Origin of the sequence: Candidatus Leptofilum sp., assembly GCF_965223525.1 — a bacterium.
In the GTDB taxonomy this organism is placed as follows: Bacteria; Chloroflexota; Anaerolineae; order Promineifilales; family Promineifilaceae; genus Leptofilum.
Genome location: NZ_CBDCWX010000005.1, coordinates 168,260 through 183,718 on the forward strand (window position 1 = coordinate 168,260; position 15,459 = coordinate 183,718).

The following is a 15,459-nucleotide window of genomic DNA, read 5'->3' on the forward strand; positions in this document are numbered from 1 at the left end:
TTTAACGATTCTTTCTATCGTTATTTTGGCTGGCTTTTGTATAATTGGGCAGCAGCGTGCAATCCGTTGTAAATCTATCAAAACTACTATCATCCATGAGTAAAAATTTAGCGGCAAAAATCAAAAGAGAATTTCAGCGGCTGAACTGGTTCATTATTGCCATATTTTTGCTGCTTCTCATCGTGTTGGTTGCCAGCTTTTTTGTGGTGTACTCCATTGTTTTTGGTACCACCTCCTTCGATTGGCTACCGGCAATGGCCATTGGCGGCCTAACCCTGCTTCTCGGCTTAGTACTAGCTTATGCCGTGATTGACCGTTCCTCAGACCGGATTCAGCGCACCACGTCCCAATTGGTTGATGCAGAGCTGCACGACTTGCGGGCAGCCAATAACCGCGCCAAATCATTGCAATCAATGGCCTCGGTAATGCGCGCCACGCTCAGCTTTGAGCGCGTGGTTGAAGAAGCGCTTGACGTATGCAGCCTGGCTATTGAAGAGATGGGGATTCCCCGGCAATCATTGGTAGGGGCAGTCTTTTTGTTCAACGGTGAGGATTTAATTCCGGTGGCCACGCGCCGGTTTACGGCCGTTGATTACGAAAAGCAGCTACAGGGCAAACGCGGCATCGTTGGGGCTGCACTCACACAGGCAGAGCCCGTCACCACCGATCATCCTCGGCAAGACCCGGAATTACGTCAGTTTATTGCGTTCCATCAATGCCTCACGGCCGCTTGCATTCCCCTACGCGCCGGCTTCCAAATTTTTGGGGCGATTGTGATTGGTTCGGATACGGCCGTAAAGTTCGACAATGAGCATTTTGAGCTATTCAATGGCGTGGCTGACCAGGCCGTCATTGCCCTGCAAAATGCCCAGCTTTACCAGCGGCTGGAGGCTGAAAAGCAGCGCATCATCGAGGCAGATGAGGAAGCACGCAAAGAGCTAGCCCGCGACCTGCACGATGGCCCCACCCAAACCATCGCCGCCATTGCTATGCGAATCAACTTTATCCGCTCCCTGCTCTCCCGCGACCCGGAACAGGCACTAGGCGAACTGGAAAAGGTGGAAGAGCTAGCCAAACAAACCTCCAAAGAGATTCGCGGCATGTTGTTTACGTTACGGCCGTTGGTGCTAGAAACACAAGGGCTCGGCCCCGCCGTAGAAACCGTCATTGCTCGCATCAAAGAAACCGACGGCCTGAACATTCGCCTGATTGGTGGTGACCACGGCGATTTGCTCAACGAGCAAGCCCAAAGTGTGGTTTTCTCTATTGTGGAAGAGGCACTCGGCAACGCCCGCAAATATTCACGCGCCAGCAAAATTCAGGTGCGCTTCTGGCAAGAAGACAATCTTTTTGTGGCCCTGGTGCAAGACAACGGCGTCGGCTTCGACGTGCAGGCGGTGAACCAGGATTACAGCTCACGCGGTAGCCTGGGCATGGTCAATATGCGCGAACGCGCCGACCGAATTGACGGCTCGCTGCGGCTGGAATCTGCCCCCGGTCATGGCACCTCGGTTACGCTTGTTGTTCCCCTCGACAAGCACGGCAGTCACGTCACGGCGTAATCAGTAAACGGTATTCAGTAAACGGTAATCAGTTTATAATTACAAAAACTGTTTACTGACTTACTGATCACTGTGACAAAATTCACCCCAAAACTCCCTAATTTAATATGGCTGGCAGCGGCCTCGCTGGCGGGGTATTTACTGTTTTGGTGGTGGTTTCCGCTACGGCCGTATTTCAACACCGTTCCCCTGCAAGATGTGCGCTCTTTCGCCCTGTCACTTTGGGCTGGTCTGGGATACGGTCTGCTGCTGCTAGCGTTATTCGGACTGTATTGGCTAGCGTTCCGGGCAGTGCAATCGGAACAGAGTAAACCGTCGCTGCTTTTTTTGTTGGGAACGGCCGTACTCTTTGCCATCCCCCTGCTGCAAACCTACCCCATCAACGCCAACGATCTGTACCGCTATGTTATTCGTGGGCGCGTCAGCAGCGTTTACCAACAAAGCCCCTACGCCACCCCGCCCAACGCCTTCCCCGACGATCCATTCCTGCCGCTAGCGGGCGAATGGGCGGATGCCACCTCGCCGTATGGCCCCCTGTGGGAACTTTTGGCGGCGGGCACAGCGGCCGTTACCCAAAACAATCTATGGGCAGGGCTATTAGCCTTCAAACTGGTGGGGCTGCTGGCTCATCTGGCCTGCGGCTGGCTCATTTGGCAACTGTTAGCGCAGACGGATGCCGCCAAACAGCGCGGCTTCGCGCTGCTCTGGCTGTGGAATCCCGCTCTGCTGCTGATGTTTGTCGTGGACGGCCACAACGACGTGCTGATGATGGTGTGGCAACTAGTGGCGATTTGGTTCTGGCGGCAGGAAAGGCCGTTGTTCACATTCTTCTTTTTGCTCCTGGGGGCGCTCACCAAACCGATTGGGCTGTTGCCAATTCCATTTTTTGCTGTGGCTATCTGGCGAGAGCTGGAAAACAATACAGCCCGATTGCGGGTTTTGGGCTGGGGGGTGCTGTTGGGGGGAACGGCCGTTTTCCTTAGCTTCTTGCCCTTTGGTTCCCCACTGGATTTGCTTACCCGTTTGGTGCAAGAATCCTCTGGCGGGCCTGGGTTTTCACCCGGCACCTTGCTGCTGCTCATTTTAGGCGAGCTAGGGCAGCCGTTGACGCCCGAATTTATTGAAAGCGTGGCTAACTGGTTAAGGATACCGTTCGGTTTGTTGGGATTGTGGCTGCTTTGGTCGGGATGGCGATACGGCCGTTCTCCCCTCAAAGCTGCTGCCGATTTTCTGGCTGCCTACACGCTCCAGGCACTCAGCTTTCGCCTCTGGTACAGCACCTGGCCTTTTCTGTGGCTGCTGCTGGAAGATGAGCAGGCAGAGGCGCATGTATTATTCCGGCTGCAGGCTGGCCTCTGGTTTTTACTCAACGTACAGCTTTCCGTACTCATTTATGGGCATTTGCGCGTCTATCTGCTCGGTGGCAGCCAACTCGCCGCTCACCTCATCGGTATTCCGTTTGTATTCTTGTTGCCGATCTTGCTTGCCTACTTCAACACCAGAAATTCAAAGCAGAATTTGATTTAACATTAAACGATTTAACGCAAAACATTCAGGAGTCAATTATGAAACCAGTACAGGGCTTACACCACATTACGGCCGTTGCCAGCAATCCGCATAAAAACGTAGAATTTTTCCACACCATCCTGGGGCAGCGGCTCGTCAAAAAAACCGTCAACTTTGACGATCCCGGCACCTACCATCTTTACTACGGCGATGAAGTGGGCACGCCCGGCACCATCATGACTTACTTTCCCTGGCAGCATATGCGGCGCGGCAGACGTGGCAATGGCGAAACGGCCGCAATGGCCTACACCATCCGTCCAGAAGCAATGGGCTTTTGGCAAAGCTGGCTCAAAAAGAACAATATCAGCACAGGTGAAATCCAGACTCGCTTTGGTGCCGACGTGCTCCCCTTTACCGACCCGGATGGGCTGCCGCTGGAGCTGATCACCAGCAATGCCCCAGCCACCCTGCGCCATTGGGCCGATGGGCCAATTGGTGAAAAAGAGGCCCTGCACGGCTTTCACAGCGTCACACTTTGGCTGGATGCCGTAGAGCCAACCGGCAAGCTGCTCACCGAGCAGCTGGGCTATCAGTTTGTGGGCGAAGAGGGCAACCGCTTCCGCTACCAGGCCGAGGCCAACGACATGGGCATCATCGTAGACATTTTGCGCCGTCCCGGCCAGCCATCCGGCCAATTTGGGGCGGGGTCTATCCACCACGTCGCCTTCCGCACGGTGGATGACGCAGAGCAGTTGGAATATTTGCAAAAGCTGCGGCAAGCAGGGCAGCAGGTGACGGCCGTACAGGATCGGCAATATTTTCACTCGATCTATTTCCGCTCCCCCGGCGGTGTGCTGTTTGAAATTGCCACCGATGCCCCTGGCTTCCTCTATGATGAGCCAGTGGCGGAACTTGGCACGCACCTTAAGCTGCCACCCTGGCTAGAGCAGCACCGCCCAGCCATCGAGGCGCGTTTACCTGAAATCAAACTGAAGCCAATTGCCAAAGCAACACCGTAGCCGCGCTTTCGTAGCGCGAAAACAGAATGCAGATTCACATGCTCTTTTTCCACCGTGAATAAAAACATCCAACCTCCCGTAGGTTTGTGCTTGTACACCGCTGGCGGATGGAACCTGCGGGAGGTTTTTTTCAGGAGAAAGCAAATGACCACAAAAGTAATCGGCCCACATCAGGGGCAACCAATCTTACAGCGCGGCAAACCGATTGATGAAGCCAAAGCAGCCATGATTTTGGTTCATCGCCGTGGCGGATCGTCTCATAGTATTTTTCAATTTATCAATTTGCCACACCCAGAAATCGCCTATTTTGCACCTCAGGCTGGAGGACACACCTGGTATCCGTACAGCTTCTTGGCTCCGCTATCACAAAACGAGCCGGGAATCAGCTCTGGTTTGCAAGCGATTGCTGATTTGATCACACACATCGAAGCGGCAGGTATTCCCGCTGAAAAAATCATTATTGGTGGGTTTTCGCAGGGGGCGTGTTTGGCCAGCGAGTTTGTGGCGCGGAATGCGCGCCGGTACGGTGGCTTGCTGGTGTTCAGCGGCGGGCTAATTGGCCCACCCGGCACGCCGCGCAATTATGAGGGGGCGCTGGACGGCACACCGATTTTTATTGGTTGCAGCGATGTGGATTTTCATATTCCGGTGGAGCGCGTGGAGGAAACGGCCGTTACCCTTACCAATCTTGGCGCATCTGTCAATAAAAAAATCTACCCCAGCATGGGCCACACCATCATCCAAGATGAGCTAGACCACGCCCAACAGATTGTTAAGAATTTATTGGCCACAGATTAACGCAGATTTACACGGATTTTCGTTGAATCCGCGAAATCCGTGGCAAAATTGGAGGCAAGCATGCAAAAAATTCAAACGCAAGGCGTACACCACATCACCCTCATTGGCGCCGATCGGCAAACATCTATTGATTTTTGGGAGGGCGTTTTGGGGATGCCACTCATTTTTGAGCAGCCCAACCTGGACGTGCCTGCCGAGAATCATCTCTATTTTGATCCGGGCGACGGCCGTCTCATCACCATCTTTACTAATGAAAACCGCCAGCCAGACCCTACGCCCAACCCAGAGGGAATCGGCAATTTGCATCACGTGGCTTTCAACGTCTCCCGCGCCACCTACACCCAGGTGAAAAAGCGACTGGATGAGCGGGGCATCTCTAACAGCGGCGAGGTAGATCGCGGCTTTATGTACTCCATTTATTTCCGTGACCCATTGGGACAGCTATACGAATTGGCAAACTACAAATTCGACCCGCCGCTCGGCGTGAGCCATGCCGAAGTGCTGTTGCTAGCGCACAAGCTGCGCGTCGAGCGCGGCGACTACAACATCACCGACGCGCATTTGGCGGATGCCATCGAGATATTGGTGCAGCGCACGACCAGCAGCTTGTCTGATGACCGCAGCCCAAAAGACCCGTACCGATACGGCCGATAACTATTGAGGGACAATCATGCCCCATTTCAATCCAGTTTCAAACGAGGTTTTGGCACAATTAACGGCCGTTCTCACCCCTGATCAAATTTCCACCACCGAGGCCGATCGGCAGCAGCATGCCCAGGATATGTCGCAACACGCGCCACGCTTAAGCGAGGTTGTGGTCTGGCCAACCAACAGCCAGCAGGTAGCCGATGTGCTACAAATTGCTCACCGTCATCGCATTCCCGTCACGCCGTGGGGTGCAGGCTCCTCGCTGGAGGGCAACCCAATCCCCCTGTTTGGCGGCATTACCCTCTCGCTGGCGCGGATGAACCAAATTGTAGCCCTGCACGCCGATGATTTTCAGGTGACGGTGCAGCCCGGCCTCGGCTACAAAGATTTGAATCAGCAGTTGGGGCCGCACGGTCTCTTTTTCGCGCCCGATCCGGGCGCCAATGCCTCCATTGGCGGCATGTTGGCTAATAATGCCGCAGGCAGCCGCACGGTGAAGTATGGTGCTACCAAAGACAATGTTTTAGCAATGGAGGTGGTTTTGGCAGACGGCCGTATCCTCCAAACAGGCTCACGCTCCGTCAAGCAATCTGCTGGGTACGATATGCTGCATCTGTTTGTGGGCAGCGAAGGCACGCTGGGCGTCATTACCCAGGCCACGCTGCGTCTGGCTCCTGTGTCAGCCATCATGAGTAGTGCCGTAGCCACCTTTGCCGATGTGGAGACGGCCGTTGCCGCCGTGGTAGAATTGCGTGCCTCTGGGCTAGACATCGCCGCCCTGGAATTTATTGATGCCGCTACATCGGGATTGTTGAGCCGGGAAGAGGACGTGGATTGGGGCGAAAATCCCACTCTGCTGATGGAAATTCACGCCGCCCATGCCGAAACGGCCGAACTCGACCTCGCGCTCATTCAAGAAACGTGCCGGGCACACGGCGCAGGCCGCTTTGTCGCCACCACAGACGCAGCCGAGCGACAAAAGATGTGGCAGACGCGCCACCACATGTTCGAGACGCTGCGGCGCGTCTTTGTGGGGCATCGCTGGCAGTTGGCCGATGTGGCCGTGCCCATCAGCCAGTTCCCGGCACTGGTGAAATTTGCCCGCCAAACGCTGCAAGAGCGCAACTTGCCTGAACTCATGGTAGGTCATGCCGGGGATGGTAATCTGCACATTGCCATCCCCTACGCAGATGAAGCCACCCGCCAGGGGGCCAATCTGGCCAACGAAGAAGTGGTTTTGCAAGCCATTGCGCTGGGCGGCACGGCCACTGGCGAACACGGCGTGGGTATTGGCAAAGCGAAATTTATGGTGCGGGAACATGGGGAAACGGCCGTAGAGATCATGCGCCACCTCAAACAAACCTTAGACCCCCACGACATCCTCAATCCAGGCAAAATCATCCCCCAGCCTTAAAATTTCTTGCGCTATCCTCTTGCCTCCTATATAAAACCGCAGCTTATCAATCACAACTCCCACTCTTGGAGAAAATAAATATGCGTGGCAAACGACTTTTGGTTCGACTTCTTTTCTTAACCACACTTTTCTCGTTTCCCTTTTTTATCAACCCTTCACCTGCACGAGCCGTAGCATCCTCACTTTTTATTTCCGAATATGTTGAGGGTTCCTCCAACAACAAAGCCATTGAAATCTATAACGGCACGGGAACGGCCGTTGACCTCAGCACCAACAACTACCAACTGGAATTTTACTTCAACGGCAACACCTCTCCCCTCACCACCATCAACCTGGCTGGCTCGCTGGCCGATGGCGATGTGTACATTGTGGCCGATAACGACGCCACCACCGCCATCCTCAACGTGGCCGACCAAACCTCCACCTCCTCCTTCTTTAACGGAGATGACGCCATCGTTTTACGCAACAGCAGCGGCATTGTAGATGTCATCGGCCAGATTGGGTTTGATCCCGGCAGCCAGTGGGGCAGCGGCGACACCTCCACCCAAAACAACACCATTCAGCGGCTAGACACCGTTTGCGGCGGCGACAGCAACGGAAGCGACGCTTTCAATCCGGCCATTGAATGGCTTGGCTTTCCCCAGGACACTTACACCGGGCTGGGTAGCCACACTGCCAACTGCGGCGATAGCCCGCCCTCCGTGGTTAGCACCTCGCCAGTGAACGGCACGCCCAACGTGGCGCTCAACGCCGACATCACCATCAACTTTAACGAGCCGGTAACGCTGGGCGGCAGTTGGGTAGCTATAAGCTGTACAACAAGTGGGACGGTAACGGCCGTTACTACCGGTGGCCCCCAAAGCTACACAGTCAATCCCTCCACTGACTTCACGGCAGGTGAAACCTGCACTGTTACCGTCTTTGCCAACCAGGTCACCGACCAGGATGGCACCCTAGACAACATGACCAGCGACTACGTCTTCAACTTTAGCACCGTCTCCGGCGGCTTTGGCAACTGTGGCGACAGCGCCACTCTCATCAGCGCCGTGCAGGGCAGCGGCAGCAGCAGCCCCCTCAACGGCGTCGCCGATGTCATCATCGAGGGCGTGGTTGTAGGCGATTACCAAAGCACAACCGATGAGCTTTCCGGTTTTTACCTGCAAGAAGAAGATAGCGACGCCGACGGCAACGCCGCCACCTCCGAGGGCATCTTCGTCTACGACAATGGCTTTGGCGTGGATGTGAACCCCGGCGATGTGGTGCGGCTACAAGGCACCGTCACCGAATTTGAATCCAGCGCAGGCAGCGGTGCCTTCCTCACCGAGATGACGACGCTGACCACCGTGACCGTTTGCAGTAGCGGAGCCAGTGTCACGCCCGCCACCATCACCCTGCCCCTCACCACGCTCACCGACCTAGAAGCGTATGAAGGGATGCTCGTGACCTTTCCGCAAACGCTGGACGTGACGGAAACGTACAATCTGGCACGGTACGGCAATGTGGATTTGTCGCTGGGTCGTCTTTATAACCCCACGCAGGTAACAACGCCGGGGGTAGCCGCCAACACGCTGCAAGCCCAAAACGATCTCAGCCGCATCCTGCTAGATGATGCCAACGGGGCGCAAAACAAAGACCCGGTTATCTACCCGGCTCCTGAACTGAGCGCAGCCAATACTTTGCGCGGTGGGGCAACAGTGACGGGCTTGACGGCAGTTCTCGACCAACGCTTCGACACCTACCGACTGCAACCCGTGGGCACCGTCAATTTTGTGGATAGTAACCCGCGAACGGCCGTGCCTGCGCCAGTTGGTGGCACGCTCACAGTCGCCAGCTTCAACGTACTCAACTACTTCAACGGCGACGGCAGCGGGGGTGGCTTCCCCACCTCACGCGGGGCCGACAGCCTCTCTGAATTCAACCGGCAGCGAGACAAAATCATCGCCGCCCTGGCAGACATAGACGCCGATATCGTAGGCCTCATCGAAATTGAAAACGATGGCTACGGCAGCCAAAGCGCCATCCAGGATTTGGTTAATGGCCTCAACGCCGCCACCGCACCCGGCACTTACGCCTTCATCAACCCCGGCGTCAGCCAAATTGGCACCGATGAAATTGCCGTCGGTTTCATTTACAAACCAGCGTCTGTCACGCCCAGCGGTGCGGCTGCCATTCTAGACTCATCAGTCGATCCGCTCTTCCTAGACGCTAAGAACCGCCCTGCCCTGGCTCAGACCTTTAGTCAAAACGGCAGCGGTGAAACGTTCACCATTGTCGTGAACCATTTCAAATCCAAAGGCTCCGCCTGTGATGACGTAGGTGACCCCGACTTGGGCGACGGGCAAGGCAACTGCAACGTTACCCGCACCAACGCCGCCACCGCCCTGGTCAACTGGCTGGCCACCGACCCCACTAGCAGTGGCGACACGGATTTCCTCATTGTGGGTGACTTGAACGCCTACGCTATGGAAGACCCCATCACCGCCATCACCGGTGCTGGCTACACTGACCAGGGTAACAGTCAGCCCAACGCCTATTCCTATGTCTTTACGGGGCAGTACGGCACGCTAGATTATGCGCTTTCCAGCCCCAGCCTCACGTCGCAGGTCAGCGGCGTCACCACCTGGCACATCAACTCCGATGAGCCGCGTGCGCTGGATTACAATGAAGAGTTCAAAACCGCCAATCAGATTTCACTTTACTACAGTGCAGATGCTTACCGCTCATCGGATCACGATCCCGTCGTGATTGGTCTTAACTTGGGCGGCACCAATCCAACAGCAACCCCGACACCCATACCGCCAACACCGACAAATACACCATTACCAACGGCCACCAATACACCACTGCCAACAGCGACCAACACGCCGCTACCGACAGCGACGAACACACCATTGCCGACTGCTACCAACACGCCATTACCAACATCCACAAATACACCGCTGCCAACGGCCACCAATACACCATTGCCGACAGCAACCAATACCCCTCTGCCAACGGCAACAAACACACCACTGCCAACGGCCACAGCGACGGTGACAGCATCGCCTACGCCAACTCCAACCACGCCGCCAACTGGGGGGGATGTGATCTATGTTAGCTCGTCAAGCGGTGGCAATGTGGGCGGCGTCTCGTTTGCAGACGAGGACATTTTGGCCTTTGATGAAACAACTGGCCAATGGAGCAAATATTTCGATGGCTCAGATGTGGGTCTAAGTGGCGCGGGCGCACGGGATGTGGACGCTTTCCACTTATTGGATGATGGTTCCATCCTGCTCAGCTTTGTGGGCGCAACCATTATCCCCGACGTTGGCTCCGTGGATGATTCTGACATAGTGCGCTTTGTGCCTACACTGTTGGGCAACACGACTGCTGGCAGCTTCGAGATCTATTTCGATGGCTCAGATGTTGGTTTAACAACCAATGGCGAAGACGTAGATGGCATCTTTGTTGCCGCCAATGGCGACTTGCTCATTAGTACAGCAGGTGGCCACAACGTTCCCGATGCAGGAGGCGGCAGTGATGAGGATATTTTGCGCTTCAGTCCAACCACGCTTGGCGCAACTACCAGCGGTAGCTGGAGTCGGGAATTTGATGGCTCTGATGTTGCCTTGAACAATTCCAGTTCAGAGGATGTGTGGGGAATTTGGCTGGATGAAGCTAGCGGTGACATCTACCTCACAACACGAGGAGCCTTTACCGTTTCTGGCGTAACGGGTGACGGCGCAGACATCTTTGTTTGCGGATCACCCACAACTGGTGGCAACACGGCTTGTACCTTCTCATTATTCTGGGATGGCTCGGCCAATGGGTTTGGCAGTGAAGCGATAGATGGGTTGTTTGTGGAACGGCCGTAATCTAACCGCCACCTAGCTAAATCAAAAAAGCCCACTGAGCAAAACCATCTCGGTGGGCTTTTTTAGTATACAAGGATTTTTATGTCAACCACAGAGTATAAACCCGGTCTTTCTATTGAGGATTTGCCCGCCGATCTGCAAAAAAAACGGCCGCTCAAACTAGCCTCAAATGAAAATTCACTAGGGCCTTCACCACTGGCGCTGCAAGCAATTCGGGACAATTTGGATTCGCTGCACATCTATCCGTCCAAACAGCTAGAGCAGCAGCTACGGCAAGCAATCGCGGCCACGATTAGTGATCAGTTGGGGGCAGAGCATATCGTCATTGGCAGTGGCGGCATTGAGATATTGGAGTTTGTGGCGCGCAGTCACCTCACCACACCAGAGGCAGAAAGCGTGCTGCCCCGACAAACATTTCCCTTTTTGGCACGGTATCACGGCCGTTCCGGCCAAAAAATAAACTTTTACGATTTGGATGAAGATGATTTCAGCTACTATCCTGAGCGCATTGCCGCTGCCATTACCCCCAAAACGCGGCTGGTCTACGTTTGCAACCCTAACAATCCCACCGGAACCTATGTGCCAGCTGACACATTGCAACAAATCATTGAGGTTGTTCCTGACGATGTGCTACTCATCCACGATGAAGCCTATTACGATTTTGTGGACGCACCCGATTACCCAGACGTGCTGCCCCATGTTTTGGCCGGTAAAGATATTTTCATCATGCGAACCTTTGCCAAAATTTATGGCCTGGCCGGGCTCCGGCTTGGTTTTGGCATTGCCAGCCCGCAAATTATTGAGCAGGTGGCGGGGGTGAAGCGCAACTTTCATGTGAATAAACTGGCGCTCATGGCGGGTCTGGCCTCGCTAAACGATGATGAGCATCGTCAACGGACGCTGGCTAACAACGTAGCGGGCAAACAGTGGCTCACTGAACAACTCCCGCGGTTAGGCTGCCGTGTCTGGCCTAGCCAGGCAAATTTTGTCCTCTTTTCACACCAAACCGTTCCTGCCAAAACGCTCATTGATGGGCTAATGGCCCAGGCGATTATCGTGCGTCCGGCGTTTGGGCTAGACAACCACATCCGGCTCACTATCGGCACACCAGAGGAGAACGCGCGGCTGATTGAGAGTTTGACAGCCGTTCTACAACACAATTAATATCCGAGGACTGGCAGTCCTAGTCAATTATCCATGACCAAATCACCTTCTCTCCCCACCCAACCCCTCGCTGAAACGGAGCGGGACTTTTTGATACGGCCGTTCCTCATCGAAACAGACCCCCAAGAAACCCACGAACAGCCGCACCGCCACAACTTTCAGGAAATTTTGTGGGTGCGCTCTGGCCAGGGCAAGCACGCCATTGACGGGCAAGAGCTAACCATTCAACCCAACACCTTTTACCTCATCGCCAAAGGGCAGGTGCATCAACTCATTACCGGCATTGATTTGGATGGCTTGGTCATTCGCTTCACCGACGCCTTCCTGCCCAACTTCCTCTCGCAGGAGGTGGGGCATTACCAGACGGTTCTGTTCAACAATGTGACTATCAACCACACACTGCCCGTGCCGCCGGATGCGCTAGCCAATTTTGAGGCACTGCTGGGATTGTTGTTGACTGAATTTAACACGGCAAACGGCCGTTCCAACCGGGAAGTGCTGCGGCATCTGCTGACGGTGCTGCTAGTGAAATTGGGGAAGGTGCAGAAAGAGGTGGTGAGGGGTTGGGGAACGGCCGTCTCCCCCGATGCCCAGCTTTTCCACCAATTCACCCTGCTGCTTGAAGAAAAATACAGTCAAACCCACGCCGTCGCCGATTACGCCCGCATGCTCAACATCACCCCGCGCCAGTTGTCCGACATCTCTCGTCAATTCGTCGGGCGCACCGCCAAGCACCTCATCGAAGAGCGACTCGTTTTGGAAGCCAGACGGCTGCTGACGTTTACCAATTTGTCCATCAAAGAAATTGCCCATAAGCTCGGCTACAAAGATCCGTCCCACTTCAGCAAAATCTTCAAAAAGAACACCCAAACCTCGCCGCAAAGTTACAAATCATCATAATCCGCCCGCCTGTAAACCGACAGGCTAGCGATGGAAGCTCGCAGAGCTTTACATAATTAGTTGGGGGATTAATTCTCCAGCGATCCATGCCCACATTTTTGTCCACATGAAGAAAGCAAGTTTGGTGTTAGAATACAATGGTAACAGTCAACAAATGTCAAAAATGATATAAACCAATGTCCCAAAATTTGCAGCGGTACAAAATCGGCAAAAAAATAGGCGAAGGTGCAATGGGAGCCGTCTACCGCGCTTACGACACGCAAACAAAGCGAGATGTGGCTATTAAAATGTTAGCCTCTGGCACTTTGCACGGCCGTCGGCTAGCGCGGTTTAAGCAAGAAGCCCGTACAATTGCCCCCCTGGAACATCCTTTTGTTGTGCCTCTGTACGATTACAGCTTGCCAGAGGGGGACGAACAACCACCTTTTCTGGTGATGCGCTACATGAAAGGCGGTTCTCTTGCCGACAAAATTGGCCAAGGTCGCTTGCCTATTGAAGAGGTAAGCCAAATCCTTCGCCGCATTGCTTCGGCACTAGACGCTGCCCACAATCGCGGTTTGATTCACCGTGACCTAAAGCCAGGCAATATTTTGCTGGATCAAGATGGCTACGCCTACCTGGCTGATTTTGGCATTGTCAAAGATACTAAAGCTGAAGAAAGTTTAACGATTGGCCAACAACTAGGCACCTCGCTTTATATGAGCCCAGAACAGATTCTAGGAGAAAAGCTGGATCATCGCTCAGATATTTATGCGCTTGGTGTTGTGGCCTTTGAAATGCTAACGGGTCGCCCCCCTTACATTGGCGATATGCACACCATTTTTCAGGGTCATCTGCACGAAGAAATTCCCCGACTGTATGCTTTTACTACTGGTTTACCTGATGAGTTAGACAATGTATTGCGTAAAGCAATGGCCAAAAAACCACAGGATAGGTACGTTAAGGCCAGCCAGATGGCAAAAGCGTTTGAAGCGGCTCTCAATTCGCCCCCAGCTTATCGACAATACCAATCTTTTTTGGCTGAAACACCTGAAGCGTTTGAATTTAAGCCTTTAGCAGATGAGGAGGAGGCAAGATCAGATACCAAGCCTTCTCCTTCTGTGGCAGATACGGCCGCTTCGGCAGATGCTTCTCGCCAATGGCAACTGTTGGCTGCGGGATTAGCAATTGTTTTACTGATTGTGGTTGCTCTGTTTGTAGGAAACAGGTTGGGACAAACCAATCAAGTAGCCTCTGACGCCGTCACGGCCGTTTCCCCAAACGCCCAACTGGTATCAACCAACACCCCAAGGCCAGCCACGCCCATTCCTAATGTCATTCTGGTACTGCGTCAGGATGAGAGCGCTATCTGGCAAAATGATGACCGCCCGGAAAAATTGCCGGAAGACGGTCGGATTCCTTTTCGCAATCCCGTTACTTTTCGATCTGGACGAGAGCCCATCGAACTGCTGCTGCCCAACTTTACCAGGATCATTTTGGACAAAAACAGTACGGTGCGCGTGGCAACGGCCGTTGCCGATGGCGAAACAACGCTAGAATTGCTACAAGGACGTATCCTCATCAAATCTGACCAACCGGTACGCATTCACCATGCAGACAAATACGAGACATATCTGTTAACCGGCATGATAGGCGTAGAGGTTAATCAAGACGCCACGCATTGGGAAGTAGATTGTTTAATTGGCACTTGCCTTCTTGAGCAGGTCGCAGCAAACGAACCGTTAGCGTTTAACAGCGGTCAGTCGGCTCAATTGGCTGAAGATGCAGAATTTATTATTGTAGACACGCAGCTTTCCCGGCTGGAAATCTACAATCTTTTAGATGTTTCCATTAATTTGCCCACTGCAACTGCCACAGAAACCGCAACCGCTACGAACAGCCCGCCCCCTACAGCCACGCCAACCAACACAGCAACAGCAGCGCCCCTCCCTACCCCAACGCCCATTCCAACCCTTCTTGTCGAAAGTTTTGAAATTTATGATGATAATTCCCTAATAGACGCATTTTGGATCAACCCAGATGCTGGTAATATCGGTTCTTTTAGGATAGTTGGCACACCTTATGCCGTTGAGGGAAAGCAGGCGTTGGCGTTTGACTTTACAATTTTTAGCCCGGTTGAGGATCATTATTTTATTGGCTTTGAACATGATTTTCCGGCACAGGATTGGTCGGGGTACTCACAACTTTGCCTATGGGTTGAACACGTCGGTAGCGGCAGTGAGCTTGTTATCCAGATTCGAGATAGTAACGAGGAACTGCTGAAGGCATCACCCACCCCACTTGACATCATAGACACTGGTGATTACTGCATATCATTGAACGAAGAAGCAACTGCTATCAACTTTTTGCAGATAAGCAATTACGGTATTTATGTCGAAGGTTCCCCTGCGGGAGATGGGGTTCTCTACATAGATAACATTCGGCTTATGAAAGAGTAATCATGGCACAGATTGCAGAAAAAAGCACCAGCCACAGGCACTTTTTTCCATTGGCAATTACTAGCCTGCCGCTAAAATCTCTACACTGAACCGTTACGCGTAATTGAGTAGTTGGTTCCCACTAATTTGCCAACTACTCAATTGCCAAACTACCCA

The 15,459-nt window shown here is 53.6% G+C and carries 10 protein-coding genes; all 10 read left to right on the forward strand.

From position 1 onward, the window contains the following. Positions 1–95: 95 nt before the first annotated feature. The 10 genes from ACOQPM_RS06245 (at position 96) to ACOQPM_RS06290 (ending at position 15,303) form a co-directional block, all read left to right on the forward strand. The gene (locus tag ACOQPM_RS06245) at positions 96–1,562 is read left to right on the forward strand and encodes a GAF domain-containing sensor histidine kinase (protein ID WP_420628380.1); all 1,467 of its coding nucleotides are present in this window, start codon (positions 96–98) and stop codon (positions 1,560–1,562) included. A 72-nt stretch (positions 1,563–1,634) separates the two neighbouring features. Further along, positions 1,635–3,089, forward strand: coding sequence for a polyprenol phosphomannose-dependent alpha 1,6 mannosyltransferase MptB (gene mptB, locus ACOQPM_RS06250; RefSeq protein ID WP_420628381.1), 1,455 nt, complete (start codon positions 1,635–1,637; stop codon positions 3,087–3,089). 38 nt (positions 3,090–3,127) lie between these two features. After that, positions 3,128–4,087, forward strand: coding sequence for a ring-cleaving dioxygenase (locus tag ACOQPM_RS06255; RefSeq protein WP_420628382.1), 960 nt, complete (start codon positions 3,128–3,130; stop codon positions 4,085–4,087). Positions 4,088–4,231: 144 nt separating this feature from the next. Further along, positions 4,232–4,885, forward strand: coding sequence for an alpha/beta hydrolase (locus tag ACOQPM_RS06260; protein WP_420628383.1), 654 nt, complete (start codon positions 4,232–4,234; stop codon positions 4,883–4,885). 60 nt (positions 4,886–4,945) lie between these two features. Further along, entirely contained in the window at positions 4,946–5,539 is a 594-nt protein-coding gene (locus ACOQPM_RS06265; protein ID WP_420628384.1) for a VOC family protein, read from the forward strand. Between the two features lie 16 nt (positions 5,540–5,555). Further along, entirely contained in the window at positions 5,556–6,947 is a 1,392-nt protein-coding gene (locus ACOQPM_RS06270) for an FAD-binding oxidoreductase (protein ID WP_420628385.1), read from the forward strand. Between the two features lie 80 nt (positions 6,948–7,027). After that, positions 7,028–10,801: an ExeM/NucH family extracellular endonuclease gene (locus ACOQPM_RS06275; RefSeq protein WP_420628386.1), complete on the forward strand. Its 3,774-nt coding sequence runs from the start codon at positions 7,028–7,030 to the stop codon at positions 10,799–10,801. Between the two features lie 81 nt (positions 10,802–10,882). Then, positions 10,883–11,965 (forward strand): pyridoxal phosphate-dependent aminotransferase, encoded by a 1,083-nt coding sequence (locus ACOQPM_RS06280; RefSeq protein WP_420628387.1) that lies wholly within the window; start codon positions 10,883–10,885, stop codon positions 11,963–11,965. Between the two features lie 33 nt (positions 11,966–11,998). Continuing rightward, complete coding sequence (locus tag ACOQPM_RS06285; protein ID WP_420628388.1) at positions 11,999–12,865, forward strand: helix-turn-helix domain-containing protein; 867 nt, start codon at positions 11,999–12,001, stop codon at positions 12,863–12,865. Between the two features lie 176 nt (positions 12,866–13,041). Then, positions 13,042–15,303: a protein kinase domain-containing protein gene (locus tag ACOQPM_RS06290; protein WP_420628389.1), complete on the forward strand. Its 2,262-nt coding sequence runs from the start codon at positions 13,042–13,044 to the stop codon at positions 15,301–15,303. Positions 15,304–15,459 lie beyond the last annotated feature (156 nt).

Coding starts and splice junctions, on each gene's coding strand:
- ACOQPM_RS06245 (WP_420628380.1), top strand. CDS start 96: ATGAGTAAAAATTTAGCGGCAAAAATCAAAAGAGAATTTCAGCGGCTG.
- ACOQPM_RS06255 (WP_420628382.1), top strand. CDS start 3,128: ATGAAACCAGTACAGGGCTTACACCACATTACGGCCGTTGCCAGCAAT.
- ACOQPM_RS06260 (WP_420628383.1), top strand. CDS start 4,232: ATGACCACAAAAGTAATCGGCCCACATCAGGGGCAACCAATCTTACAG.
- ACOQPM_RS06265 (WP_420628384.1), top strand. CDS start 4,946: ATGCAAAAAATTCAAACGCAAGGCGTACACCACATCACCCTCATTGGC.
- ACOQPM_RS06270 (WP_420628385.1), top strand. CDS start 5,556: ATGCCCCATTTCAATCCAGTTTCAAACGAGGTTTTGGCACAATTAACG.
- ACOQPM_RS06275 (WP_420628386.1), top strand. CDS start 7,028: ATGCGTGGCAAACGACTTTTGGTTCGACTTCTTTTCTTAACCACACTT.
- ACOQPM_RS06280 (WP_420628387.1), top strand. CDS start 10,883: ATGTCAACCACAGAGTATAAACCCGGTCTTTCTATTGAGGATTTGCCC.
- ACOQPM_RS06285 (WP_420628388.1), top strand. CDS start 11,999: ATGACCAAATCACCTTCTCTCCCCACCCAACCCCTCGCTGAAACGGAG.
- ACOQPM_RS06290 (WP_420628389.1), top strand. CDS start 13,042: ATGTCCCAAAATTTGCAGCGGTACAAAATCGGCAAAAAAATAGGCGAA.